26 protein-coding genes are annotated in these 23,789 nt (G+C 64.2%); 14 read left to right on the top strand and 12 right to left on the bottom strand.

Going from position 1 to position 23,789, the window contains the following annotated elements:
- Positions 1–564: 564 nt before the first annotated feature.
- On the bottom strand, positions 565–996 hold the full coding sequence (locus BB029_RS29060) for a hypothetical protein (RefSeq protein ID WP_065941885.1): 432 nt from the start codon (positions 994–996) through the stop codon (positions 565–567).
- 9 nt (positions 997–1,005) lie between these two features.
- Positions 1,006–2,196 (bottom strand): NnrS family protein, encoded by a 1,191-nt coding sequence (locus BB029_RS29055; protein WP_065941884.1) that lies wholly within the window; start codon positions 2,194–2,196, stop codon positions 1,006–1,008.
- A 120-nt stretch (positions 2,197–2,316) separates the two neighbouring features.
- On the opposite strand from BB029_RS29055, the gene BB029_RS33440 reads away from it, so the two are divergent.
- The 3 genes from BB029_RS33440 to BB029_RS29045 are packed head-to-tail and all read left to right on the top strand — an operon-like array spanning position 2,317 to position 3,421.
- Complete coding sequence (locus BB029_RS33440; RefSeq protein WP_137212229.1) at positions 2,317–2,520, top strand: hypothetical protein; 204 nt, start codon at positions 2,317–2,319, stop codon at positions 2,518–2,520.
- Between the two features lie 29 nt (positions 2,521–2,549).
- Complete coding sequence (locus tag BB029_RS29050; RefSeq protein ID WP_065941903.1) at positions 2,550–3,233, top strand: Crp/Fnr family transcriptional regulator; 684 nt, start codon at positions 2,550–2,552, stop codon at positions 3,231–3,233.
- Entirely contained in the window at positions 3,230–3,421 is a 192-nt protein-coding gene (locus tag BB029_RS29045; protein ID WP_065941883.1) for a protein DnrP, read from the top strand. Before BB029_RS29050 ends, BB029_RS29045 begins: the two co-directional genes overlap by 4 nt.
- On the opposite strand, the gene BB029_RS29040 is transcribed toward BB029_RS29045, so the two are convergent.
- The 6 genes from BB029_RS29040 to BB029_RS29010 all read right to left on the bottom strand — a co-directional run bounded on the left by BB029_RS29040 (position 3,415) and on the right by BB029_RS29010 (position 9,164).
- Entirely contained in the window at positions 3,415–5,256 is a 1,842-nt protein-coding gene (locus BB029_RS29040; protein WP_065941882.1) for a nitric oxide reductase activation protein NorD, read from the bottom strand. The genes BB029_RS29045 and BB029_RS29040 overlap by 7 nt on opposite strands.
- Positions 5,257–5,586: 330 nt before the next feature.
- The gene (locus BB029_RS29030) at positions 5,587–7,008 is read right to left on the bottom strand and encodes a cbb3-type cytochrome c oxidase subunit I (protein ID WP_065941880.1); all 1,422 of its coding nucleotides are present in this window, start codon (positions 7,006–7,008) and stop codon (positions 5,587–5,589) included.
- Positions 7,009–7,011: 3 nt separating this feature from the next.
- Positions 7,012–7,452 carry a cytochrome c gene (locus BB029_RS29025; RefSeq protein ID WP_027607193.1) on the bottom strand — a complete coding sequence of 147 codons (441 nt, stop codon included), beginning with the start codon at positions 7,450–7,452 and terminating at the stop codon, positions 7,012–7,014.
- A 132-nt stretch (positions 7,453–7,584) separates the two neighbouring features.
- Positions 7,585–7,833 carry a cytochrome C oxidase subunit IV family protein gene (locus BB029_RS29020; RefSeq protein WP_065941879.1) on the bottom strand — a complete coding sequence of 83 codons (249 nt, stop codon included), beginning with the start codon at positions 7,831–7,833 and terminating at the stop codon, positions 7,585–7,587.
- Positions 7,834–7,840: 7 nt separating this feature from the next.
- On the bottom strand, positions 7,841–8,404 hold the full coding sequence (locus BB029_RS29015; protein WP_065941878.1) for a cytochrome c oxidase subunit 3: 564 nt from the start codon (positions 8,402–8,404) through the stop codon (positions 7,841–7,843).
- A complete protein-coding gene (locus tag BB029_RS29010) occupies positions 8,388–9,164 on the bottom strand; it encodes a CbbQ/NirQ/NorQ/GpvN family protein (protein ID WP_065941877.1) in 777 nt (258 codons plus the stop codon). The genes BB029_RS29015 and BB029_RS29010 overlap by 17 nt, the downstream gene beginning before the upstream one ends.
- A 300-nt stretch (positions 9,165–9,464) precedes the next feature.
- Here BB029_RS29010 and BB029_RS29005 point away from each other — a divergent pair, with 300 nt between their 5' ends.
- Genes BB029_RS29005 through BB029_RS28955 form a run of 11 tightly spaced genes read left to right on the top strand, consistent with a single transcriptional unit; the run spans position 9,465 to position 18,284 of the window.
- On the top strand, positions 9,465–11,033 hold the full coding sequence (locus tag BB029_RS29005; RefSeq protein WP_256558460.1) for a cytochrome D1 domain-containing protein: 1,569 nt from the start codon (positions 9,465–9,467) through the stop codon (positions 11,031–11,033).
- Positions 11,034–11,057: 24 nt separating this feature from the next.
- Entirely contained in the window at positions 11,058–11,372 is a 315-nt protein-coding gene (locus BB029_RS29000) for a c-type cytochrome (RefSeq protein ID WP_065924632.1), read from the top strand.
- A 16-nt stretch (positions 11,373–11,388) separates the two neighbouring features.
- Complete coding sequence (locus BB029_RS28995) at positions 11,389–11,706, top strand: cytochrome c (RefSeq protein WP_174557017.1); 318 nt, start codon at positions 11,389–11,391, stop codon at positions 11,704–11,706.
- Positions 11,703–12,872, top strand: coding sequence for a cytochrome D1 domain-containing protein (locus BB029_RS28990; protein ID WP_065941875.1), 1,170 nt, complete (start codon positions 11,703–11,705; stop codon positions 12,870–12,872). The genes BB029_RS28995 and BB029_RS28990 overlap by 4 nt, the downstream gene beginning before the upstream one ends.
- Before the next feature lies 1 nt (position 12,873).
- Entirely contained in the window at positions 12,874–13,332 is a 459-nt protein-coding gene (locus BB029_RS28985; protein WP_065941874.1) for an Lrp/AsnC family transcriptional regulator, read from the top strand.
- Entirely contained in the window at positions 13,329–13,844 is a 516-nt protein-coding gene (locus BB029_RS28980; RefSeq protein ID WP_027607202.1) for an Lrp/AsnC family transcriptional regulator, read from the top strand. The genes BB029_RS28985 and BB029_RS28980 overlap by 4 nt, the downstream gene beginning before the upstream one ends.
- Complete coding sequence (locus tag BB029_RS28975) at positions 13,837–14,280, top strand: Lrp/AsnC family transcriptional regulator (protein WP_065941873.1); 444 nt, start codon at positions 13,837–13,839, stop codon at positions 14,278–14,280. Before BB029_RS28980 ends, BB029_RS28975 begins: the two co-directional genes overlap by 8 nt.
- A complete protein-coding gene (locus BB029_RS28970) occupies positions 14,255–14,764 on the top strand; it encodes an Lrp/AsnC family transcriptional regulator (RefSeq protein WP_027607204.1) in 510 nt (169 codons plus the stop codon). The genes BB029_RS28975 and BB029_RS28970 overlap by 26 nt, the downstream gene beginning before the upstream one ends.
- A 3-nt stretch (positions 14,765–14,767) precedes the next feature.
- Positions 14,768–15,949 (top strand): heme d1 biosynthesis radical SAM protein NirJ, encoded by a 1,182-nt coding sequence (gene nirJ / locus BB029_RS28965; RefSeq protein ID WP_065941872.1) that lies wholly within the window; start codon positions 14,768–14,770, stop codon positions 15,947–15,949.
- Between the two features lie 44 nt (positions 15,950–15,993).
- The gene (gene cobA, locus BB029_RS28960; RefSeq protein ID WP_065941871.1) at positions 15,994–16,833 is read left to right on the top strand and encodes a uroporphyrinogen-III C-methyltransferase; all 840 of its coding nucleotides are present in this window, start codon (positions 15,994–15,996) and stop codon (positions 16,831–16,833) included.
- Positions 16,830–18,284 (top strand): nitrite reductase, encoded by a 1,455-nt coding sequence (locus tag BB029_RS28955; RefSeq protein ID WP_065941870.1) that lies wholly within the window; start codon positions 16,830–16,832, stop codon positions 18,282–18,284. Before cobA ends, BB029_RS28955 begins: the two co-directional genes overlap by 4 nt.
- A 995-nt stretch (positions 18,285–19,279) precedes the next feature.
- Here the strand turns inward: BB029_RS28955 and hemN are convergent.
- The 4 genes from hemN to BB029_RS28935 form a co-directional block, all read right to left on the bottom strand.
- Positions 19,280–20,665, bottom strand: a complete 1,386-nt coding sequence (gene hemN, locus BB029_RS28950; protein WP_065941869.1) for an oxygen-independent coproporphyrinogen III oxidase — start codon at positions 20,663–20,665, stop codon at positions 19,280–19,282.
- Positions 20,652–21,767, bottom strand: coding sequence for a coproporphyrinogen III oxidase (locus tag BB029_RS28945; protein WP_083236509.1), 1,116 nt, complete (start codon positions 21,765–21,767; stop codon positions 20,652–20,654). Before BB029_RS28945 ends, hemN begins: the two co-directional genes overlap by 14 nt.
- Positions 21,768–21,844: 77 nt before the next feature.
- On the bottom strand, positions 21,845–22,288 hold the full coding sequence (locus BB029_RS28940; RefSeq protein ID WP_065941868.1) for a hypothetical protein: 444 nt from the start codon (positions 22,286–22,288) through the stop codon (positions 21,845–21,847).
- A gap of 95 nt (positions 22,289–22,383) precedes the next feature.
- Entirely contained in the window at positions 22,384–23,700 is a 1,317-nt protein-coding gene (locus BB029_RS28935; protein ID WP_065941867.1) for an OprD family outer membrane porin, read from the bottom strand.
- Positions 23,701–23,789 lie beyond the last annotated feature (89 nt).

Raw genomic sequence — 23,789 nt, 5'->3', positions numbered from 1 at the left:
AGTTCGCCACAGTGTGGGAACCTCCGCGCATTTATCCCTTGACCGCGATCAACATTCGCCCGTGGCATGACGCCGCATGTGATTGCTTGAGGTGTCGGGGGCTACACAACGGATCGCGTTGCTGTTGCTGTTGCTCTGGCTCTGGCTCTGGCTCTGCTTTTGATCTTGATCTTGATCTTGATCTCAGGCGCCCCGTCAAACACGCTGGCCGAACGCAGGCTTGAATCCGTGGGTAACCCGGCAGGACGCCGGGTTAGCCGTCCTGGGCCAGGGATGGCCCATGACGGCGGCCCACGGATTCAAGCCTTCGTTCGGGCACACCGAGCCTAGGCGAGGTGCCGAGTGTTGGGGCAAGAGCCCTTTGGTTACTTTGGGGCTCTTTTCCAAAGTGACCCGCCGTAAGGGCGGAACCCTAGGTGGCCGTTACCGCAGCAACGGATATGTACCCAGCCCAATCCAAAAAAAATGCTCGGCCCACAGGCCGCCATCGGGAGCAAGTCGAATCGTCGCACTGCCCCTCCCATGTCTGATCTCTATACATCAGGTACCTATCAGCCTGCCTGATCAGCGCAACATCAACTTGGCCAGAATCACGATCACGACCATATGCACCAAGATGCTGCGACGAATCCACGTCGCACGCCGGGGGCTCAAGCGCTGGTGACTCAGCAGGTACGCCAGCCACAGGTAATGGCCGATGATGCTCAGGGCCAGCAGGATTTTCAGGCTCAGCAACGCGGCGAAGTGGCTGGCCCAGGGCACCGCCAACAGCCCGCGATAGTGCCAGGCCAGGCCGATGCCGGCGCCGTACAGCAACACCACCACGCCGTGCAGTACCTGGCGCGAACGCCGTGCAATGGCATGGTCGGAGGTGAACTGCGCCGACCAGGCCAGCTCCTCGCGGGCGCTGTGCCAGATCACCACTTCGAAAAACAGCGTGCCGATAAACGCAATCGCCGCCAGCAGATGCACGATCAACAAGGTGGAATAGAGCATGACGTCCCCCTAGCCCGGATGCCCATCGACCCGTGCCTGCCACAGCATCGGGCCATACCGCCACAGGTACAGGCCGAGCCCGAGGGTCCAGCACACCCCCGCCAGCCACAACGCAGCCATCGGCAACAGCAGGACCAGCACCACCCGGCACACACACGCCAGGTTCAGCAGCCCAAAGGCCAGGGTCATCCCGACCGGCGGCTGCAACGGGCGGCCGGTGTGGCCCAGGCTGACGCGGGCGATCATGGCCAGGATCAGCCCGGCCATGGCGCCGATGGTCAATGCATGCACGGCCAGGCTGGGATTGAGCGGCGCGCCGAAGTGCCACAGCGCCATGCCCAGACAGGCCACGGCCAGCCAGACATATGCCAGGTGCAATGACCACAGCAACGGCACGCGCCACAGACCGCGATCATGCCAGCGGACCAGGCGCACCAGGTGCCCCAGCCCGAGGGCGGCGAACAGCAGGCCGATCCACAGGTTGGCGCCCAACGCAGGCCCTGCGGCATACAGCACGGCGATCAGCAGCGAGCCGCCAAGCAGCATAAGGTCCAGCCACACCCAGGGTTTGACCGCTTCGACCCGGCCCAAACCGCGCTGGGTGAAAAACGGAATCACCCGTCCGCCGATCAGGCCCATCATCGCCGCCACCAGCCACAGGCCGGTGAGCACCGCCTGGCGCTGCAGCCCGGAGTCATTGCGCAGCAAGCCATACAGCGACAGCGCATCGGCCACGGTCAGCAGCGCCAGCACCAGCACAATCGGGTAATTACGCGTCTGTCTTACCTGCCAGAGGGTCCAGCCCATCACGCCGGCCACGGCCAGGGGGAAGGTCAGTTCCAGCACCGCCAGCAGCGGCCAGTGCAGGTTGAACAACCAGCCCAGGCGCGCCGCCAGCCACAGCCCGGCAAGCAGCGCCAGGGCGTTGCCACTGATGCCCGGGCGGCCGGTCCAGGTCTGCACTGCCGTGAGCAGGAACCCGGCGATGATCGCCAGGCCGAAGCCGAACAGCAGCTCATGGCGATGCCAGGCCAGCCAGCCGCCGGCGGGTTGCCAGGTGCCGAGGTGCCCGCCCAGGGCCAGCAGCCACAAGGGGATTGCCAGCGCCGCCAATACACAGGCGCCGAGAAAGAATGGCCGGAAGGCCAGGCGAAACAACGGGGTAATCGACATGGCCTTGCGCCGATCGAGCACTTGCATGACACGGTCTCCCTTCAGGACTGCGGCAATCTTGCGCCGATGGACGTGCGTTGCCCTTGTCGTAGATCAAGTCGCAAACCCACTTCAATGCTTACGCTTGCGCTCACTGTAGGAGCGAGCTTGCTCGCGAAGAACGTTAACGATGACGCGGGCATCCTGATTAAACGCGGTGTCTGTGGTTTTTTCGCGAGCAAGCTCGCTCCTACAACACCTTTAGCATGCTTTGGAGCCATGATGAAAAACGCCTATGTCCCCCTCGCCTGGTTTGTGATCCTCGGCTCCATGCTGGCCGCCGCCAGCGGGCTTTCGCTGGTGCTGGTGTGAACGCCCCGCTGCTGTTCAAGGAACCGGGCATGGTGCTGCATCGCGTGCACCACCAGATCCTGCGCAGCCATCACCTGTTCGAACCGCTGAACGACGAAGAACTCGACGAGTTGATGGGCAACAGCCAATTGCTGAGTATCGACAAAGGCGAGCCGCTGTTCCGCCAGGGCGAATCGGCCGAGGCGTTTTACTTTGTGATCGCCGGTGCGGTGAAGGTCTACCGTTTGACTCCCGACGGCCAGGAGAAAGTCTTCGAAGTAATCGGCGAGCGCCAGACCTTCGCCGAGGCCATGATGCTGATGGACACCCCCAACTACGTGGCCTGCGCCGAAGCGGTGTGCCCCACCCAGTTGTACCGTTTGTCCAACGCCACCTACACGCGCCTGCTGCACAGCAACAGCCGCCTGACCTTCGCCCTGCTCGGCAAGCTGTGCGTGCGCCTGCACCAGCGGGTCAACGAGATCGAGACCCTGTCGCTGAAAAACGCCACCCACCGCGTGGTGCGCTACCTGCTGACCCAACTGATGCGCCTGCACAGCACCGACGCCACCTTCGAACTGCCGATGGCCAAGCAGTTGATTGCCGGGCATCTGTCGATCCAGCCGGAGACCTTCTCGCGGATTATCCGGCGCCTGATCGATGAAAAGATCATCACCCAGGACGGACGCCAGATCGCCATTCTGGACCGGCTGCGCCTGGAGCAATTCGAGTGAAAACCTGCCTGTACTGCCAGCGGCGCAATGCCGACAAGCACCGGCAGTGCACGGATTGCGGCATGGCCCTGCCCGCCTCGGACGCCGGCGTGCAGGCCCTTCGCTTGCGGCGTTTCCAGTGGTTCTGCCTGAGCCTGACGCTGTTTTGCATCGCGATGTTCTTCTGGTTGCCGCGCGACTTCTACTGACCCTCGGTCAGTTGCCGGTACAACTGGGGCAAGCGCAGCGGCAACTGCTCCGGCTGGCGGATCAGGGTGTAGCCATGGGCACCGAACATATAGGGCAAATAGTCCCCGGCCTGTCTGTCGATGGTGATGCAGAACGGAATCAGGCCCTGGCGCCGCGCCTCGACCACTGCCTGGCGGGTGTCTTCGACCCCGTAGCGGCCCTCATACAGGTCCAGGTCATTGGGTTTGCCATCGGTCAGTAGCAATAACAACTTGCGCCGCTGTTTGCACGCGCCCAGCAACTGGGTGGCCTGGCGAATCGCGGCGCCCATGCGCGTGTAGTACCCCGGCTTGAGGGCCTGGATGCAGCCGCGCGTGCGGTCGTCATAGACTTGCTCGAAGGTCTTGAGCTGGTGCAGGCGTACCTGATGGCGGCGCAGGGACGAGAAGCCATACAACGCAAACGCATCCCCCAGCCCGGCCAGGCTTTCGCCGAACAGCAACAGGCTGTCGCGGATCACGTCGATGACCTTTTGCGTATCGTTCAAATGCGCGTCGGTGGACATCGACAGGTCCGCCAGCAGCAGGCATGCCAGGTCGCGTCGGGTGTGACGTTGCTCCTGGTACAAGCCGCGTTCGGTGCAGGCGCCGTGTTGGCGTTGCGCCTGGAAATCCACCCAGGCTTGCAGGTCCAGCTCCGCGCCCTGGGGTTGCCGGCGCAGCCATTGGCGGTCGGTGCGTAGTTGCTGGAACTGGCGGCGCAGGCGCTGGGCCGGGCCGAGTAATCGGGCCGGTAACGGTTGCGGTGCATCGGCACGTGGCTGCATCAGCTGCAGATTGACGAAACCGGGTCGAAGGCATTGTTGGCGGTAGTCCCACTCGGGCAGCTTGATGCCCTCGCCGAGGGGGATGTCATCCACATCGGCGGGCGGCAGGTCGAGGTGCAGCTTCAAGCCGCCACTCTTGCGCACGCGCTGGCGCGACAGGCTCAACTGGTCGAGGTCTTCGGCGACGCGGGCGGCGTCCGGGTCCTCACTGTCGTCGGCCCAGCGATCGAGGTCGATGTGCTCGGTCCAGCTGAACAGGTTTTCCAGGCGTACCACCAGCAGGCCGCCATCACGGCTGTGATCATCCACACGGCTGGCACGTTTGGGCGCGCCCTGCTGCTCCCCGGACGGGGTGGCGAGGTCGTCGCCGTCGTCTTCAAGGTCGAGGGCCTGGGGCGTGTCCAGGTGCAACGGCGGGTACAGCCATAAGGGCAACGGCCAGGCGGCGCGTTCGCTGCAGGGTAAATGGCGCACGCTGCCGGGCTCGCGCAGGGCCTTGCGCAGGGCTTTTTCCAGGGCGGCTTCACCTGGTTTGAGGCTGGCCGGGTCCGGGCGCAGCCTCAGATGCGCGTCCACCAGGCGCTGGTAACTGGGCAGCAGCGCCGGGTAGCGTTGCAGCAGCAGCCAGGTCCAGCGCTGGTTGTCCCGGGCCCAATGGGTCATGGGGCCTGCATGGGCGGCCAGCAGCGCCAGCCAGCGGTACAGCTCCCGGTTCAAGGCGACGGTGGGGTACACCGCCAGGCTCGACGGCAGGCGCAGACGGTTACCATCGCAGGAGGCCAGGGGTGCATGCTTGCAGGTGCCGGCGATGCGCATCAACAGGTTGCGGCGCAGCAGCAGGTCGCGTTCGCTGGCGGCTTCGAGGGCGATCCCGCTGGCACCGCCCAGGGCGCGAAACAATACGGCGAGGCTGCGCTGGCGGTCGACCAGCTCGACTCGCGCGTGCGGAAAATCGACGCTGGCGCGGCGGGTGATAAAGCGGTGCCAGGCACTGCCGACCCATTCTTCCAGCTCAAGGGTGAAGGCCATGGGAGGGGCTCCAACTAGTGGGGATTCGACGGGTACACTGCGGTGCAAATGTGGGAGGGGCTTGCTGTGGTGAGTGGGGCTTAGATCCCAGGGGGCTGCTGCGCAGCCCAGCGCGGGGCAAGCCCGCTCACCACAGCAAGCCCACTCACCACAGCAAGCCCGCTCACCACAGCAAGCCCACTCACCACAGCAAGCCCGCTCATCACAGCAAGCCGGCTCACCACAGCAAGCCCGCTCATCACAGCAAGCCGGCTCACCACAGCGAGCCCGTTCACCACAGCAGGCCCGTTTGCCACAGCGAGCCCCCTGCCACATTTGGACCGCGTTACTTCAGTGGACGATCGGTACCGGTGCTCCAGCCATCCGGGCGCGTTGCCGGAAGCTGCACAGGTAGCAGGCCAGCCCGAGCAGGAACACCAGCCCACTGACCAACCGCGCCCAGAACAGTCCCTGCAAATGCTCCACCGTGGCCATGAACGGCAAGGCCACCCCGTCCACCTGCCAGCGTTGCAGCCAGACTTGCACGGCTCCGGCAGCGGTGAGGAACAGCGTGATCATCACCATCGACAGCACCATCATCCAGAAGCCCCAGATTTCGAGGGTCTGCGAACGCGCGTCCGGCGCTTCACCGATACCGCGCAGGCGGGGCATGGCGTAGCTGATCAGGGTCATCACGATCATGGCGTAGGCACCGAAGAACGCCAGGTGCCCGTGGGCGGCGGTGAGTTGGGTGCCGTGGGTGTAGAAGTTGACCGGTGCCAGGGTGTGCAGGAAACCCCAGACGCCCGCGCCGAAGAACGCCGTGACCGTGGTGCCCTTGGCCCACAACGTGGCCGCGCGGTTGGGGTGCTGGCGCCGACGTTGCTTCACCATGGTGAAGGCGAACATCACCATCGCCAGGAACGGCAGCGGCTCCAGGGCCGAGAAGATCGAACCGACCCACAGCCACACCTCGGGCGCGCCGATCCAGAAGAAGTGGTGACCGGTGCCGATGATCCCGGTGATCAAGGCCATGGCGATGATCACGTACAGCCATTTCTCCACCACTTCACGGTCGACGCCGGTGACCTTGATCAGCACGAAGGCCAGCATCGAGCCCATGATCAGCTCCCACACGCCTTCGACCCACAGATGCACCACCCACCACCAGTAGAACTTGTCCCGCGCCAGGTTGCCGGGGTTGTAGAAGGAGAACAGGAAGAACACCGCGAGGCCGATCAGCCCGGTCATCATCACCATGCTGACGGTGGTCTTGCGGCCCTTGAGCAGGGTCATGCCGATGTTGTACAGAAAGCCCAGGCACACCACGACGATGCCCATTTTAGTGATGGTCGGTTGCTCCAGGAACTCGCGCCCCATGGTCGGCAGCAGTTCGTTGTGGGTCAGCCTGGCCAGCGCCGCATACGGAACCAGCAGGTAGCCGAGGATGGTCAACACCCCGGCGGCGGCGAACACCCAGAACAGGACGATCGCCAGTTTCGGGCTGTGCAGCTCGCGTTCGGCCTCCTCGGGCACCAGGTAGTAGGCCGCGCCCATAAAGCCGAACAGCAGCCACACGATCAGCAGGTTGGTGTGGACCATCCGTGCCACGTTGAAGGGGATCAACGGAAACAGAAAGTCGCCGATGACGTATTGCAGGCCCATGATCAAACCGAACAGCACCTGACCGAGAAACAGGATCAGGGCGAACACAAAATAGGGTTTGGCCACGGCCTGGGATTGGAATTTCAAGTATGGATTGGCACTGCGCATGGCTCAGCCCTCCTTGTTCGGTGGCCAGTTATTGGTATTGATCTTCGAGCTCCATTTGAGGAACTCGGCCATATCGTCCACCTCCTGGTCACTGAGATTGAATTGCGGCATGGCTCGTCGCCCCGGTACACCCAGGGGCTGCATCTTCATCCAGGCATGCAGGAACGGCTTGAACCCTTCTTCGCCGCCCCGGCGCTTGAACACATTGCCCAGCTCCGGCGCGAAATAAGCGCCCTCGCCCAGCAAGGTGTGGCAGCCGACGCAGTTGTTGCGCTCCCAGACGCCCTTGCCGCGAACGACGGATTCGGTGAGTTGGTCGACGTTGCTGCGGGCGGGAAAGGTTTGTTCGGTGTGGTAGGTCAGGGCCAGGAAAATCAGGAAGAAGAACACGCTCCCTCCGAAGTAGATATTCCTGGCCATGCCCTTGGTGAAGGTCTCTGACATGGTCGCTTCCTCATGGCTTGGCCAGGGAATGATAGGGAGGTGGGGGGTGGAAACTGCTTGATGGCGATCAAGAAATGTTGATGGTTTTGGTAGGGTATTTTTTTGGTGGGGGTTGGGTTGGGTACATATCCGTTACCGAAGAAACGGATATGTACTCAGCCCAACCAACGCGATCAACACCCCCACCCACCCCACCATCACAATCCGCCACAACCACGGCCCACGCCGCAACGCCATAAACCCATCCACAATCACCCACCCCTTGACCACCGCCAGCAACAACACCGCCCACCACAATCCGGATGCCCCCGTCAGCACAGTGCCAACGCTCAGCACCACCAACATCAGCCAACACAGGATCAGCGTCCGGGAACCCGTCATACACACCTCAGCGAATCACATAGACCAGCGGAAACAACACCACCCACACCAGATCCACCATGTGCCAATACAGCACCCCCGACTCCAGCCCGCCGACCGACAGCCCGCCGCGCCAGCAGCCCAGCGCCAGCCACCCGAGAATCACCATCCCCAGCAGCACATGCAGGAAATGAAACCCCGTGAGTATCCAGTACAAGGTAAAAAACGTGCTGTGCTCCAGGCCCAGTCCGGCAGCGCCCAGGTGGGCGTACTCGCCAAGCTTGATCGCCACATACACCAGCGCCACCAACAACGCCGCGACGAACAAACCGGCGCCGCGTCGCCAGCGCTGCAATCGCACCTGCTGCACCGCCAACGCCGCCAACGCACCTGCGGTCAGCAGGCTCAAGGTCATCGCCAACCCGGTCGAGGTATCCAGCTGTGCGCGCCCGGCGGCAAACAGCTCGGGCTTGAGCGCCTGGGTCACGGCAAACGTGAGGATCAGAAGCGCGAACACCGACAGCTCGGCGAGGATAAAAAACCACATCGCCAGGTCGCCTGGCAGGCGGCGCGGTTCAGGCAAAGTGCACATCCACCACGTCCATCAGCGCGGCGACGGTCTGCGGGTCGTCGCTCAGCGGTTCGGCCAGGCACGCCAGGCAGGCTTCGCGTGGGCTCATGCCGGCGCCGATCAGGCGGGCGGTGAAGATCAGCAGCCGGGTGGAGGCCACCTCCTCCAGGTCATGCTGATCAAGCCGACGCAGCGCCTGGCCCAGGCGCACGACCTGGGCGGCCAGCGCCACATCCACACCGGCCTCGCGGGCAACGATGCGTTCTTCGTCGGCCACCGGCGGGTAACCAAAACGCATCGCCACGAAGCGCTGGCGGGTGCTGGGTTTCATGCCCTTGAGCAGGTTCTGGTAGCCGGGGTTGTACGACACCACCAGCATGAACGACGACGGTGCCTTGAGCACTTCGCCGGTGCGCTCCAGGAACAGTTCGCGGCGTTCATCGGCAATCGGGTGCAGCACCACGGCGGTGTCCTGACGCGCTTCCACCACTTCGTCGAGGTAGCAGATCCCGCCTTCGCGTACGGCGCGGGTCAGTGGGCCGTCCTGCCACCAGGTGCCGTCGGTGCCGATCAGGTGGCGGCCGAGCAGGTCGGCGGCGCTGAGGTCGTCGTGGCAGGCCACGGTGTACAGCGGCAGGTTCAGGCGATGCGCCATGTGCTGCACGAAGCGCGTCTTGCCACAGCCCGTGGGGCCTTTGATCAGCACCGGCAGGTGGTGGCGCCAGGCGTGTTCGAACAGCTGCTGTTCGTTGTCCTGCGGTTGGTAGAAGGGCTCGGTCATCACGCGTACTCGCAACGGGTTCGGCCCCCACGCTAAGGGCCCCTGCGACAACCTGGCAAGCACGTACAACGGCAAACTTGATCGCCGTCAAGCGAGCCTTGCGCGACTGCAACATAGTCTTGCCTGGCACTAAGAACCTGCGCTCTACCCCGCCTTCGCCGGGCATCGCAAAGGTCTTGCCTGAGGAGATATGGAATGCTGACTCGCAACAGAAAACCCTGGGTCCTGAGTCTTGCCAGCCTGAGCTGCGCCCTGGCCCTCGCATTGCCCATCAACGCCCATGGCGACGCGCCGACCGGGATGGTGAAAAGCCCCGGCGCGCCGGACATCAGCCAGGCGGAGTTCGACGCCTCCAAGCAGATTTACTTCGAACGCTGCGCCGGCTGCCACGGTGTGTTGCGCAAAGGCGCCACCGGCAAGCCGCTGACTCCGGACATCACCCAGGCCCGCGGCCAGGCTTATCTGGAAGCGCTGATCACCTACGGTTCCCCGGCCGGCATGCCCAACTGGGGCACCTCCAATGCGCTGACCAAGGCGCAGATCACCAGCATGGCCACGTTCATCCAGCACACCGCGCCCACCCCGCCGGAATGGGGCATGGCCGAAACCCTCAAGACCTGGAAAGTGCTGGTCAAGCCCGAAGACCGGCCGAAAAAACAACTGAACACCCTCAACCTGCAAAACCTGTTCTCGGTCACCCTGCGCGACGACGGCAAGATCGCCCTGGTGGACGGCGACACCAAGCAGATCATCAAACTGATCGACACCGGCTACGCCGTGCATATCTCGCGTATCTCCGCGTCTGGCCGCTACCTGCTGGTGATCGGCCGCGATGCCAAGATCGACATGATCGACCTGTGGCCCCTGGAGCCGACCAAAGTCGCCGAGATCAAGGTGGGCATCGAGGCCCGCTCGGTGGAGACTTCGAAGTTCAAGGGCTATGAAGACAAGTACGCGATTGCCGGCGCCTACTGGCCGCCGCAGTTCACCCTCATGGATGGCGAAACCCTGGAGCCCAGGCAGATCGTGTCCACGCGGGGCATGACCGTCGATAAGCAGGAATACCACCCCGAACCCCGCGTGGCGGCGATCATCGCCTCCCACGAGTGGCCGGAGTTCATCGTCAATATCAAGGAAACCGGCAAGGTGATGCTGGTCAATTATCAGGACATCAAGAACCTCACCATCACCACCATCGACGCCGCGCCGTTCCTGCATGACGGCGGCTGGGACAGCACCCACCGCTACTTCATGACTGCCGCGAACAACGCCAACAAGGTCGCGGTGATCGACTCCAGGGAGCGCAAGCTCACCGCGTTGGTAGAGGTCGGCAAGACCCCGCACCCCGGCCGTGGCGCCAACTTCAATCACCCAAAATATGGACCGGTATGGGCCACCAGCCACTTGGGCGACGGCGGTATTTCGGTGATTGGCACCGACCCGGTCAAGCACCCGCAATACGCCTGGAAGCAGGTGGAATCCCTCAAGGGCCAGGGCGGCGGTTCGCTGTTTATCAAGACCCACCCCAACTCCCATCACCTGTATGTCGACACCACCCTCAACCCCGACGCCAAGCTCAGCCAGTCAGTGGCGGTGTTCGACATCAACCAGCTGGACAAGGGCTACACCGTGCTGCCGATTGCCGAGTATTCGGGTATCAAGCAAGGCGCGCTGCGGGTGGTGCAACCGGAATACAACAAGGCCGGTGACGAGGTGTGGTTCTCGGTGTGGAACGGCCAGACCGAAGAGTCGGCGCTGGTGGTGATCGACGACAAGACCTTGAAGCTCAAGCAAGTGATCCGCGACAAGCGCCTGATCACGCCGACTGGGAAATTCAACGTCTACAACACCCAACACGACATTTATTGAGCCCCATCAACACGAGGTCACCGAATGAAAAATATTCTCCTCGCACTGCTGGCATCCGCCGCTGCGCTCAGCCTGCAACCGGTATTGGCACAAGACGGCCCGGGGTTGTTCAACAGCAAACCTTGTGTGGGCTGCCACATGATCGACAGCAAACTGGTGGGGCCGGCCTTGAAGGACGTCGCCGCCAAGAATGCCGGTGTGAAAGACGCAGCCACCACCCTGGCCAGCCACATCAAGAACGGCAGCCAGGGCAACTGGGGACCGGTGCCGATGCCGCCGAACCAGGTCACCGATGATGAAGCCAAGGTGTTGGCCGATTGGGTCCTGACCTTGAAATAAGCACAAGGAGCACGCCATGCAAGCATCGATGATCGGTACGGCCATGGCGCTGCTCCTGCTGATTCCCGCGCGGGCAGCGGCCACCCCGGACGCAGCCCGCCTTGAACACCTGTTGACCCAGGATTGCGGGGCCTGCCATGGCCTGCACCTCACCGGCGGCCTGGGCCCGGCCCTCACACCGCAAGCCCTGGCCCACCACAGCCGCGCCAGCCTGATCGCCACCGTGACCTACGGCCGCCCTGCCCGCGCCATGCCCGGTTGGGGCCCGCTGCTCAGTGCCGGCGATATTGCCTGGCTGGTCGACCGCCTATTGCAAGGAAGCCCCCCACCATGATGCGCCCTACCCTGTTATCCCTGTGCCTGTTGCTGGGTGCCTGTGCCCAACCCGCGTTGCGCGGCAGCGGCGACCTGGGCCTGGTGATCGAACGCGCCAGCGGCAGCGTGCAGATTATCGAGAGCACCGGCATGACCGAACTGGCCCGTATCGAGGGGCTGGGCGACCTGTCCCACGCCTCGGCGGTGTTTTCCCGCGACCAGCGCTATGCCTACGTGTTTGCCCGCGATGGCGGGCTGACCAAGATCGACCTGCTGCGCCAACGCATCGAGCGGCGCATCGTCCAGGGCGGCAACAGCATCGGCGGCGCCATCAGCCAGGATGGGCGCCTGATCGCCGTGTCCAATTACGTGCCGGGCGGGGTCAAGGTGTTCGATGCCGAGAACCTGGCACTCATTGCCGACATCCCCGCGACGGAAATGGCCGATGGCAAGCGCTCGCGGGTGGTCGGCCTGGTGGATGCGCCCGGGCAGCGCTTCGTGTTCAGCCTGTTCGACACCGGCGAGATCTGGAGCGCCGACTTCAGCCACGGCAACCCGCCGCGCATCACCCGCTTCAAGGACGTCGGCGAGCAACCCTATGACGCGCTGATCACCGCCGACGGCCGCTACTACATGGCCGGGCTGTTCGGTGAAGACGGCATGGCCCAGCTCGACCTGTGGCACCCGGAGCGCGGCGTGGTGCGCGTACTCAAGGACTACGGCCGGGGCCAGGCCAAGCTGCCCGTCTACAAGATGCCCCACCTGGAGGGCTGGGCCGTCGCCGATGACCAGGCGTTCGTGCCGGCGGTGGGACGTCACCAGGTGCTGGTGATGGACGCGCGCACCTGGCGGCAGACGGCGGCGATCCCGGTGGCCGGGCAGCCGATCTTTGTCACTGCACGCCCCGACGGGCGCCAGCTGTGGGTCAACTTCGCCTACCCGGACAACGACCGGGTGCAGGTGCTCGACACCGAAACCCACCAGGTGGTCGCCGACCTGCGTCCCGGCCCCGGCGTGTTGCACATGGAGTTCACCGGGCGTGGCGAGCAACTGTGGCTGTCGGTGCGCGATGGCGAACAGTTGCAAGTGTGGGATCCGTACCGCCTGACCCTGCTGAAAAGCCTGCCGGCCCAGAGTCCCAGCGGGATTTTCTTCAGCCTGCGCGCGCAAAAGATGGGGTATTGAAATGGACCTTGATTCGCTCAGCCTGCAATTGATCGAACGCTTCCAGCACGGCATGCCGCTGTGCGCCGAGCCCTACCGCGAAATGGCCCAGGTGCTGGGCTGCAGCGCGGCCGAGGTGATGGCCTGCCTGCAACGCCTGGAACTGGCCGGCGCCTTGTCGCGCATTGGCCCGGTGTTCGAACACACCCGCGCCGGCGCCAGCACCCTGGCCGCCCTGGCGGTGCCGATCGAGCGCCTGGAACAAGTGGCCGCACGGGTCAGCCAGTACCCGGAGGTCAATCACAACTATGCCCGCGAGCACCGTTACAACCTGTGGTTCGTGCTCACCGGGCCCCACCGCCAGCACTTGCAGCAAGTCCTCGATGAGCTGGAGAAAGACACCGGCCTCACGCCCCTGGACCTGCCGATGCTCACCGCCTATCGCATCGACCTTGGATTCTCCCTCGGAGAGCAGCCGTGATCGCGCCACTGAACCACGAGCAGATGCTCGACCTGCGCCAGTGCCTGGAGCGCGGCCTGCCCATCGTGCCACGGCCCTATGACGAGCTCGCCGAGCAGATCGGTGCCCACCACGATCAGGTGCTGCAACAGATGCAGCAATGGCACGACCAGGGCCTGTTCCGTCGTGTCGGCCTGGTGCTCAATCACCGCGCCCTGGGCTATGTGGCCAACGCCATGCTGGTGCTGGATGTGCCGGATGCGCTGGTCGATGAAGTCGGGGCGCGCCTGGGCCGCGCGCCCGGCGTGAACCTGTGTTACCAGCGCCCGCGACGCCTGCCGCAGTGGCGCTACAACCTGTTCTGCATGGTGCACGGGCGCGAGCGCGCGGTGGTCGAGGCGCAGATCCAGGCGTTGCTGGAGCAGCATCTGCTCAGCGACCTGCCCCACCAACTGCTGTTCAGCACCCGCGCCTTCAAGCAATGCGGCGGGCGTTTCGCGCCGCCGCCGTCACAGGTATGGGCCCATGGATGAACTGGATCGACAACTGATCAACCGCCTGCAACGCGGCCTGCCGCTGGTGCGCCAGCCGTGGCAGCAAGTGGCCGAGGAACTGCACTGCCCTCCGAGCGAACTGCTCGACCGCCTGCACGACTTGCTCGAAGACGGCATGCTCACGCGCTTCGGCCCGATGTTCGATATCGAGCGTCTCGGCGGCGCTTTCACCCTCGCGGCGCTCGCCGTACCCGAGGCGCGGTTTGACGCGGTCGCCGAGCAGCTCAACGCCCTGCCCCAGGTGGCCCACAACTACCGCCGCGAACACCGCTGGAACATGTGGTTCGTGCTGGCCTGCGCCACCGCGCAGGAGCTGGCCGATACCCTGTCGTGCATCGAGGCCCTCACCGGGCTGGCGGTGCTCAACCTGCCGAAGGAGCACACCTACCATGTCGGTCTGTATTTCCCGGTCTGACAACACCCTGGCCCTGCAACTGGTCGCCCTCACCCAAAGCGGCCTGCCGCTGGTGGAGGACCCATGGGCCTGGCTCGCCGAGCAACTGGGCATCAGCGTCGAGTCGACCCTCGACCTGCTCAAGCGCCTGCAGGCCGAAGGTGCGATCCGGCGTATCGCCGCGGTGCCCAACCACTACCGCCTGGGCTATCGGCATAACGGCATGACCGTGTGGGACGTGGCCGATGTGCACCTGCCGCGCCTGGGAGAACTGCTCGGCGCCCAGCCGTTTGTCAGCCATTGCTACCGTCGCCCTCGGCGCCCGGACTGGCCCTACAATCTGTTCGCCATGGTGCACGGCCGCAGCCGCGAAGAAATCGACAGCTACCGCGAACACCTGCGTTTCCTGCTGGGCGAGGCCTGCCGCGCCGACGAGATGCTGGTGAGCAGCCGCATCCTGAAAAAGACCGGCCTGCGCCTGACGCCGGCGCACTCAAAGGAATAGCCCATGCTGCGAATCAGTCAGTACCTGCGCACCCTCGCCGGCCAATGCCCGCCGCCGCGCACCTCGCCCCCTGGCAGTGAGCGGCCACCGGTGGTGATCTGGAACCTGCTGCGCCGCTGCAACCTCACCTGCAAACACTGCTACGCCACCAGTGCCGACAGCGTGTTTCGCGATGAACTCGACACCCCGGCAGCGCTGCGGGTGATCGACGATTTGCACGACGCCGGGGTTCGCGTGTTGATCCTGTCCGGGGGCGAACCGCTGCTGCGCGAAGACCTCTTCGAGCTGAGCGCCTATGCCCGTGACAAGGGTTTTTTCGTCGCGCTGTCGACCAACGGCACGCTGATCGATGAGCACAACATCCAGCAGATCGCCGACGCGCGCTTCGACTACGTGGGCATCAGCATCGACGGCCTGGAGGCGACCCACGATGCGTTTCGCCAACTGCACGGCAGTTTCCAGCGCTCCATGCACGCCATCCGCTTGTGCCGCGAAGCCGGGATTCGCGTGGGCCTGCGCACCACCCTGACCCAGGACAACCATGGGCAGCTGCCGCAGTTGCTGGCGCTGATGCGCACCTATGATGTACAGAAGTTCTACCTGTCACACCTCAACTACAGCGGGCGCGGCAAACGCAGCCGCCAGCTGGATGCGCACCGGCAGATGAGCCGCGAGGCAATGGCGCTGATTTTCCAGCAGGCCTGGAGCGATATTCAACACGGCGTGGACAGCGATTTCGTCAGCGGCAACAACGACGCCGACGCCGTGCTGTTACTGCAATGGGTGCACCAGCACCTGCCCGAACACTACCCGCAGCTTGAGCACCTGCTGCATGCCTGGGGCGGCAATGCCTCGGGCAGCGGCATCGCCAATATCGACAACACCGGTGAGGTGCACCCGGACACCTACTGGTGGCAGCAATCGGTGGGCAATGTGCGCAACACCACCTTCCGCCAACTCTGGCTGGAACAGCCCGACCCCTTGCTGCTACGCCTGCGCGAACACCCGCGCAGCATTGGCGGGCGGTGTGCCGAGTGCCGCTGGCTGGCGATCTGCAACGGCAATACCCGCACCCGCGCCTGGGCCGATGGCGACCTGTGGGGGCCGGACCCCGGTTGCTATTTCAGCGACGCCGAGATCGCGCGCCAGCCCCTCAACCTGATCCCTTGCTCGACTACCCGGTGACACAACCGGGGGCCGCCTACCTGATGATGAACCAAGGACGTCGCATGCACACTTCAACTGCCCACTCTTCCACTGGCCTACCGGCCAGTTTGCACAGTCCCTTGCACCCCGGCGAAGTCGCGTTGGTGGGCGCCGGTCCCGGTGACCCGCGCCTGCTGACCCTGCGCGCCTGGAGCCTGTTGATGCAGGCCGACGCGGTGGTGTTCGACCGGCTGATCAGTGCCGAACTGCTCGCGCTGATCCCGTTGACCTGCGCCCGTCATTACGTGGGCAAGGCCAGCGGTTGCCACAGCCTGCCCCAGGATCAACTCAATGAACTGCTCGCCGAGCTGGCCGACCAGGGCCAGCGGGTGGTGCGCCTCAAGGGCGGCGACCCGTTTATCTTCGGGCGCGGCGCCGAGGAACTGGAGTACCTGCTCGCGCGCGGTATCCCGTGCCAGGTGGTGCCTGGCATTACCGCCGCCTCCGGCTGCAGCGCCTATGCCGGTATCCCGCTGACCCACCGCGACCTGGTCAATTCGTGCCGCTTCGTCACCGGCCACCTGCAACGCGACGGTGCGTTGAAACTGCCATGGGCCAGCCTGGCCGAGCCGAGCCAGACCCTGGTGTTCTACATGGGCCTGTCGAACCTTGCACTGATCGCCGAGCATCTGGTGGCGGCCGGTTTGCCCGCAGATACACCGGCCGCCCTGATCAGCAACGGTGCGCGCGCCGATCAACAGGTGGCCCGTGGCACCCTGCGCCAGTTGCCCGCCCTGGCCGCCGACTGCGAACCCGGCGTGCCGACGCTGACGGTGATCGGCCACGTCGTCAACCTGTTTGCCGACGCCGCCCTGCACTTCCCCGCCAGCCTGGCACCGGCCCGTGAAGCGGTGGCGGTATGAAACGCCTGCTGCTGATGCCACTGCTGTGGGCGACGGCCGCGCACGCTACGCCCGCGCAGGACTACCGCCAGTATTGCGAAAGCTGCCACGGGCTGAATCGCATCGGCGCCAGCGGCCCGGCGCTGTTGCCGGAGAGCCTGGGGCGGATCAAGCCGGATGAAGTGCGCAAGGTCATCGAACAAGGCCGGCCCGCCAGCCAGATGGCCGCGTTCGCGCCGCAACTGAGTGCCGCGCAGATCGATGGACTGGCGCAGCTTCTGCAACAGCCGCCTGACTCACCGGCGACGTGGAACGAGCATGACATCCGCACCAGCCACAGCGTGCTGGCGGACCTGCGCCAATTGCCGAGCACGCCGCAACATCACGCCGACCCGCTCAACCTGTTTGTGGTGGTGGAGTCCGGCGACCATCACATGGATATTCTCGACGGCGACACCTTTGCGGTGCTGGACCGTTTCCCCACCCATTTCGCGGTGCACGGCGGGCCGAAATTCTCCCCGGACGGACGCTTTGTGTACTTCGCCTCGCGGGACGGCTGGATCAGCCAGTACGACCTGCACAACCTCAAGTTGATCGCCGAAATCCGCGTGGGCCTCAACACCCGCAACCTGGCGGTGAGCAAGGATGGGCGCTGGGTGCTGGCGGGCAATTACCTGCCGGGCAACCTGGTGCTGCTGGATGCGCGCGACCTGTCGCTGGTCAAGACCCTGGACACCGGCTCACGGGTCAGTGCGGTGTACACCGCGCCACCGCGCAACAGCTTTATCGTCGCGCTCAAGGACGTGAACGAGGTCTGGGAATTGTCCTATGCAGACGCCCGCCCCAGCTTCGAGCCCCGGCGCATCCAGGCCCAGGACGTGCTCGACGACTTCTCGTTCTCGCCCGATTACCGCCAACTGATCGCCACCTCACGCAAGGCCGGCGGCGGCCAGGTGATCGACCTGGACAGCGGCCGCGTGGTCACCAATATCCCGCTGTCCGGCATGCCGCACCTGGGTTCGGGGACGTACTGGCAACGCAACGGGCAATGGGTGTTTGCCACGCCGAATATCAGCAAGGGACAAATCTCGGTGATCGACCTCAAGACCTGGAGCCTGATCAAACAGATCCCCACCCTCGGGCCGGGCTTTTTCATGCGCAGCCATGTGAACTCGCGCTATGTGTGGAGCGACGTGTTTTTCGGGCCGGACAATGATGCGATTCACCTGATCGACAAGCAGACCCTCGAGATCGCCCACACCCTGAGGCCAGTGCCGGGCAAGACGGCAGCCCATGTGGAATTCACCCGGGATGGGCGGTATGTGTTGCTGAGCATCTGGGCCACGGAGGGGGCGCTGATTGTGTATGACAGCCAGACGCTCGAGGAGGTGAAGCGCATTCCCATGAATAAGCCGTCGGGCAAGTACAACGTGGGCAATAAGGTAGAGTTTGCGGAAGGGACATCGCATTGAACACGGGTGATAGGCAGGAAGCAGCCAGGTCGTAGAGCGCATGGGCACCGCCGGTCTCCTGTGGGAGATGTCGAGCTTCAGCGAGGCTTCGATGGCGGCGGCGCAGTTGGTAGAGGTGTTGGCTGACACAGCGCTATCGGGAGCAAGCCCCCTCCCACATTTGAATGTTGTTGACAGGTAGAAAACATCCGGCCGTAGGTCTGATGGGCACCGCTATTCCCCTGTGGGAGATGTCGAGCTTTAGCGAGGCTTCGATGGCGATGGCACAGTTGGTAGAGGTGTTGGCTGACACACCGCTATCGGGAGCAAGTCGAATCGTCGCACCGCCCCTCCCACATTTGATCGTGGTTGGCAGGTAGAAAGTGGCCCGGCTGTAGATCTGATGGGCACCGCTGATCCCCTGTGGGAGATGTCGAGCTTTAGCGAGGCTTCGATGGCGGTGGCAGGGTTGGTAGAGGTGTTGGCTGACCCACCGCTATCGGGAGCAAGCCCCCTCCCACATTTAAATTCGGTTGGCAGGTGGGAAGTTGCCCGGCTGTAGATCTCGTGGGCACCGCTGATCCCCTGTGGGAGATGTCGAGCTTTAGCGAGGCTTCGATGGCGGTGGCAGGGTTGGTAGAGGTGTTGGCTGACCCACCGCTATCGGGAGCAAGCCCCCTCCCACATTTAAATTCGGTTGGCAGGTGGGAAGTTGCCCGGCTGTAGATCTCGTGGGCACCGCTGGTCCCTTGTGGGAGATGTCGAGCTTTAGCGAGGCTTCGATGGCGGTGGCACAGTTGGTAGAGGTGTTGGCTGACACACCGCTATCGGGGGCAAGTCGAATCGTCGCACCGCCCCTCCCACATTTGATCGTGGTTGGCAGGTAGAAAGTGGCCCGGCTGTAGATCTCGTGGGCACCGCTGATCCCCTGTGGGAGATGTCGAGCTTTAGCGAGGCTTCGATGGCGGCGGCACAGTTGATAGAGGGGCTGGCTGACACACTGCTAACGGGGAGTGTCAGACGGTACGGGAGAATTGGCCTTTGTGGGCGCCGCCCAGGTAGGCGTCGAAGGCCATGGCTACGCTGCGTACCATCAGTTGGCCCTTGGGCAGCAGTTGCAGCGCGTCGTCCTGGACCAGTAATAAGCCGTCCGCCACTTGCTCGTCCAACTGCGTCAACGCTTGGGCAAAATACTCATTGAACCGAATGCCATGGGCCGCTTCCACCTGGGCGACATCGACGCGGCCGTCGCACATCAACCCATTGATCACCTCGCGGCGCAGTACGTCATCGGGGTTGAGGCGGTAACCGCGTTGCACCGGCAGCATGCCCGCATCGATGCGCGCGTAGTACTGGGACAGCTCCTTGACGCTCTGGCTGTAGCTGTCACCGACCTTGCCGATGGCCGATACGCCCAGGCCGATCAGGTCGCAATCGGCGTGGGTGGAGTAGCCCTGGAAGTTGCGTTGCAGGCTGCCGTTGGCGCGGGCCAAGGCCAGCTCGTCGTCAGGCAGGGCGAAGTGGTCCATGCCGATGTAGATGTAACCGGCCTCGGTGAGGCGGCGAATGGTCAGTTCCAGCAGCTCCAGCTTGCGCGCCGGGGGTGGCATGTCTTCGGGGCGGATCATGCGCTGGGCGCGGATCTGGCTTGGCAGATGCGCGTAGCTGTAGGCGGCCACGCGGTCGGGGCGCAGGGCGATCAGCTTGCTCAGGGTCACGTCGAAGCTGGCCACGGTTTGCAGAGGCAGGCCGTAGATCAGGTCGACACTCACCGACTTGAAGCGCGCCTCGCGGGCCGCCGCCACCAGTTGCAGGATCTGCGCTTCGCTTTGCACGCGATTGACGGCGGCCTGCACGTCGGGATCGAAGTCCTGCACGCCGAAGCTCAGGCGATTGAAGCCCAGACGGCGCAGGGTGTTGATGCGCTCGAGGCTGATGGTGCGCGGGTCGACCTCGATGGAGAACTCATGGGCGTCGCTGTCATCCAGGCTGAAGTTGTCCGCCAGGCAGGCCATCAGTTCGGCCAGTTGCGCGTCGTCCAGATACGTCGGGGTGCCGCCGCCCAGGTGCAATTGGGTCAGGCGTCGCGAGCGTTCGAACAGCGCGCCCTGCATCTGGATCTCGCGCTTGAGGTACGCCACATACTCGACGGCGCGATGGGTCTTGCGGGTGATGATCTTGTGGCAGCCGCAGTAGTAGCAAAGGCTCTGGCAGAACGGAATATGGATGTACACCGACAACGCCTTGGGCGCGGCGAGGTGGTGACTGGCGCGCACGGCCTGGTGATAGTCGTCCAGGGCAAACGCGCTGTTGAACTGCGGCGCGGTCGGGTAGGAGGTGTAGCGCGGCCCCGGGCGGTCGTATTTGTGCACCAGGGCACGGTCGAACTCAAACGCCGTCATGGTCGATCACCTCGTCGTTGGCGCTGACGGGGGCGGTCAGGGGCTCGCTGACGTACAGACGCGCCGGGTCGGCGGTTTCGTGAAACCTGCCACAACAGGTGGCGAGTTGGCCATTGCTCAGCTGGGCACAGTACTCACGGGCATCCAGGGTGTTCTGGGCACACAGTGTGTAGATCTGGCTGATGGCGCCCAGGCCAAAGCCGATGTGATCGCAGTAGCCGTGCAGGGTGAAGCCTTCGCAATTACGGGTGAGGCGACCGCGCTCCTGGGCCTGTTTGAGGTCATCGTCGGTGCGGGCGAACTGGCCCAGGCCGATGTAGTGGTACCCGGCGGCGGCCAGGTGTTCAAAGCCGCTGCGGCGCATCGCGCGTTTATCCGCCGCGCTGCAAAACGCCTGGGATTGCCGGCCCAGGTAGCGCACCGGTGGCTGGGCGTAATCGAACAACTGCAGGCGGTCCGGCTCCAGGGCGATCAGGCTGGCCAGTTTCTGCTCGAAACTGGCCGGCGTCTGCCAGGCATGGCCGTAGCCGAGGTCGATGTTCACTGAGCGAAAGCCGAAGGTCCGCGCCGCATCCACCAGCGACTCGATGGGCGCCGGGTCCTGATAGCGTGCCTGGGACAGCGGCCCGTCCCGGTTGGCGTCGGGCACGCCGATGCTGGCGTGGTTGAAACCCTGGTCGCGCAACAGGCCCATGGTTGCCCAGTCGATGTGCCAGGGGTCGAGGTCGATTCGGTAGTCGCCACGGTCGTGGTCGAGAAAGTTGAAGCGGCTGTGCAGGTGTTCCAGCACCGTGCACACCTGCTCGATCGTCGGCGTGGTGCCGCGCAGGTGAAAGTGTTCGACCGGTTGGCGCGGGCCGAGCTGGCAGCCGATCAGCTGGATTTCCTGGCTGAGGCTCTGCAGGTACTCAGCGCCGGCATCGCTTGCCGGCCAGTGCAGGTTCAGCGCCAGGGGCCGCTGGCGCTGGCGGCTGTCGCGCAGGGCGCGCAGCAGGTCGAGGGAACCGACGCCGGCATGGAAGCGGCGCGTGTCCGTCTGGCAGGCCAGGTCCAACACGCCCTGATCCTGACGAAAGCGGGTGGGATGAAGATGGGTGCGCATGGCGGACTCCGGAACGGGCGGCGGTGGTCCATTGTCCGGTGCGACTGCTGCGCGCACCTTGATATGCATCAAGGTCGTTACCCGCTGAGGTAAAACATGCCCTTGGCCAGCAGCACAATGGCGACCATGTGCACAAACAGGCTCAGGTGAATGAAATGGCTGTAGCGCGCACTGACCTTGCCCCGGCGCATCCGCGCCATGGTGACCAGGAAGTGCAGCAGCACACTGGCGGCCAGGATCAACTTGAGGCTCAGCAATGTGCCGAACGAGGACGCCAGCGGGGCCGACAACGCCGGCAGGTAGCGCAGCCAGACCATGCCAAGCCCGGCGCCGAACAGCACCAGCAACACCCACGGCATCAACACCCGGGCACGCCGGGCGACGCCCTGCTCCACCAGCACCATCACCCGAATCGGCAAGTGCTGGTGCAGGTGCCCGAGGATCAGCACTTCGAAGAACACCGTGCCGATAAAGACCAGCGCGGCGAACAGGTGGGCCAATAGCAACAGGAGGTAGAGCATGCAAGCCTCGCAGAGGGACCGGCCGTGGGGAGCCCAGTGTGCGGGCTGGCGCACGGGGCGGCCTTGATGCCGGTCAAGCGTTGCTCCTGCTCGGCTTACAGCAACGGCAGGCTGTAGCTGACGATCAGCCGCGTCTCATCCTTGTCGGCGGTGTCATTGCCGCGCAGCACGGCGCTGCGCCAGGTCAGGCCCAGACCCTTGAACGTGCCCGTGGGGATCACGTAGTCGACACGCACATCGCGCTCCCACTCGCTGTTGTCGCGACGCGCTGCACGGATGTTGCTACCGTGGATATAGGTCACGCTCGACTTCAGGCCCGGAACGCCCAGGCCGGTAAAGTCATAGGTGTAGTTACCCACCGTGGCCTGTTCGCCGGCGTTGACGAACTTCAACGACTGGGCGTTGGTGATCAGGTACAGCGAACGGCCCTGGCCCTGGTTGATGTGGGGGAAGTCACTGGCGCCGGTGGTTTTCTGATACCCCAGGCCCACGGAATGCCCGTGCACGCCATAGGTCAACATCGCGCTCCACAGGCGGTTGTCGACCTTGCCCGAGTTGACGCCCGGCGCGTAATACCCGGAACTCACATAGCCTTCACCGCGCCCGGCGGCGCTGCCGTTCTTGCCGTCGGCGGTGCTGTAGAAATAACGCAGATCGGTCTTGAGCTGCCCCACCGGCAACTGCCAGTTGTGCACCAGGCCGACGAAATGCTGCTGGTAGAAATTCTCCAGGGTCGCGTAGTAGTACTGCACTTGCAGTTGCCTGCTGACGGCGTAATCCACCCCGCCGTAGTAGAACTGGTTGCTGGACTTGCCCTTGGCCGGGTCATTGGCCCCGGCGATCGACAGGCCCTGGCCGTTGCTGGAGTTGCGGTCGAGCACCTGCTCCATTTTGCCGGCGATCAGGTTGAAGTCCTTGAGGTCCCTGGAGTCGACCTGATAGCCACGGAACGTCTGCGGCAACAAGCGGCCGTCTTCGGACATCAGCACCGGCATCTTCGGCATCAAGGCGCCGACCTTGAGCTGGGTTTGTGAGATGCGCACCTTGCCGGTGGCGCCGGTCTTGCTGAAGTCATGGGCGGCCTTGCCATCGGACAATGGGAAGACGCTGCCGGGGGTGTTGTCTTCACTGGCCTTGCCGGCACGCCCAGAGGCGTCCAGGCGCAAGCCATACATGGCCTGCAGGTCCAGGCCGAAGCCCATCAGGCCCTCGGTAAAACCGGACTGGTAGTTGAACATGAAGGCCTGGCCCCACTCCTTGTCCGACGGTGCCCTGGTGTTGCGGGTGTCCTGGTTGTAATAGAAATTGCGCAGGTCGAGGGTGGCTTTGCTGTCATCGATAAAACCCGATGCAGCCGCCTGCTGCGCGGCGCCGAGGGAGACGGCGAGCGCCAGGCACGTGGTGTGTTTCATGAAGGCTCCGTGAAGTGATTGAGGCGACCCCGTTACAGCCCAACCCTGTTGTTTGTCGGTCGGGTGGTGCTGCATTCAACGGGTGCGCG

The sequence above is a fragment of the Pseudomonas sp. S3E12 genome (assembly GCF_001702295.1).
In the GTDB taxonomy this organism is placed as follows: Bacteria; Pseudomonadota; Gammaproteobacteria; order Pseudomonadales; family Pseudomonadaceae; genus Aquipseudomonas; species Aquipseudomonas marginalis.
Note: the sequence above shows the minus strand (reverse complement) of the source record. Positions and strands in the feature narration are given on the sequence as shown.

Excerpts from the sequence above, each read along its gene's own strand:
- BB029_RS29060 (WP_065941885.1), bottom strand. The coding sequence starts at position 996 with ATGCTCTATTCCACCTTGTTGATCGTGCATCTGCTGGCGGCGATTGCG.
- BB029_RS29055 (WP_065941884.1), bottom strand. The coding sequence starts at position 2,196 with ATGCAAGTGCTCGATCGGCGCAAGGCCATGTCGATTACCCCGTTGTTT.
- BB029_RS29050 (WP_065941903.1), top strand. The coding sequence starts at position 2,550 with ATGGTGCTGCATCGCGTGCACCACCAGATCCTGCGCAGCCATCACCTG.
- BB029_RS29040 (WP_065941882.1), bottom strand. The coding sequence starts at position 5,256 with ATGGCCTTCACCCTTGAGCTGGAAGAATGGGTCGGCAGTGCCTGGCAC.
- BB029_RS29030 (WP_065941880.1), bottom strand. The coding sequence starts at position 7,008 with ATGCGCAGTGCCAATCCATACTTGAAATTCCAATCCCAGGCCGTGGCC.
- BB029_RS29025 (WP_027607193.1), bottom strand. The coding sequence starts at position 7,452 with ATGTCAGAGACCTTCACCAAGGGCATGGCCAGGAATATCTACTTCGGA.
- BB029_RS29020 (WP_065941879.1), bottom strand. The coding sequence starts at position 7,833 with ATGACGGGTTCCCGGACGCTGATCCTGTGTTGGCTGATGTTGGTGGTG.
- BB029_RS29015 (WP_065941878.1), bottom strand. The coding sequence starts at position 8,404 with ATGTGCACTTTGCCTGAACCGCGCCGCCTGCCAGGCGACCTGGCGATG.
- BB029_RS29010 (WP_065941877.1), bottom strand. The coding sequence starts at position 9,164 with ATGACCGAGCCCTTCTACCAACCGCAGGACAACGAACAGCAGCTGTTC.
- BB029_RS29005 (WP_256558460.1), top strand. The coding sequence starts at position 9,465 with ATGGTGAAAAGCCCCGGCGCGCCGGACATCAGCCAGGCGGAGTTCGAC.
- BB029_RS29000 (WP_065924632.1), top strand. The coding sequence starts at position 11,058 with ATGAAAAATATTCTCCTCGCACTGCTGGCATCCGCCGCTGCGCTCAGC.
- BB029_RS28995 (WP_174557017.1), top strand. The coding sequence starts at position 11,389 with ATGCAAGCATCGATGATCGGTACGGCCATGGCGCTGCTCCTGCTGATT.
- BB029_RS28990 (WP_065941875.1), top strand. The coding sequence starts at position 11,703 with ATGATGCGCCCTACCCTGTTATCCCTGTGCCTGTTGCTGGGTGCCTGT.
- BB029_RS28985 (WP_065941874.1), top strand. The coding sequence starts at position 12,874 with ATGGACCTTGATTCGCTCAGCCTGCAATTGATCGAACGCTTCCAGCAC.
- BB029_RS28975 (WP_065941873.1), top strand. The coding sequence starts at position 13,837 with ATGGATGAACTGGATCGACAACTGATCAACCGCCTGCAACGCGGCCTG.
- BB029_RS28970 (WP_027607204.1), top strand. The coding sequence starts at position 14,255 with ATGTCGGTCTGTATTTCCCGGTCTGACAACACCCTGGCCCTGCAACTG.
- nirJ (WP_065941872.1), top strand. The coding sequence starts at position 14,768 with ATGCTGCGAATCAGTCAGTACCTGCGCACCCTCGCCGGCCAATGCCCG.
- cobA (WP_065941871.1), top strand. The coding sequence starts at position 15,994 with ATGCACACTTCAACTGCCCACTCTTCCACTGGCCTACCGGCCAGTTTG.
- BB029_RS28955 (WP_065941870.1), top strand. The coding sequence starts at position 16,830 with ATGAAACGCCTGCTGCTGATGCCACTGCTGTGGGCGACGGCCGCGCAC.
- hemN (WP_065941869.1), bottom strand. The coding sequence starts at position 20,665 with ATGACGGCGTTTGAGTTCGACCGTGCCCTGGTGCACAAATACGACCGC.
- BB029_RS28945 (WP_083236509.1), bottom strand. The coding sequence starts at position 21,767 with ATGCGCACCCATCTTCATCCCACCCGCTTTCGTCAGGATCAGGGCGTG.
- BB029_RS28940 (WP_065941868.1), bottom strand. The coding sequence starts at position 22,288 with ATGCTCTACCTCCTGTTGCTATTGGCCCACCTGTTCGCCGCGCTGGTC.
- BB029_RS28935 (WP_065941867.1), bottom strand. The coding sequence starts at position 23,700 with ATGAAACACACCACGTGCCTGGCGCTCGCCGTCTCCCTCGGCGCCGCG.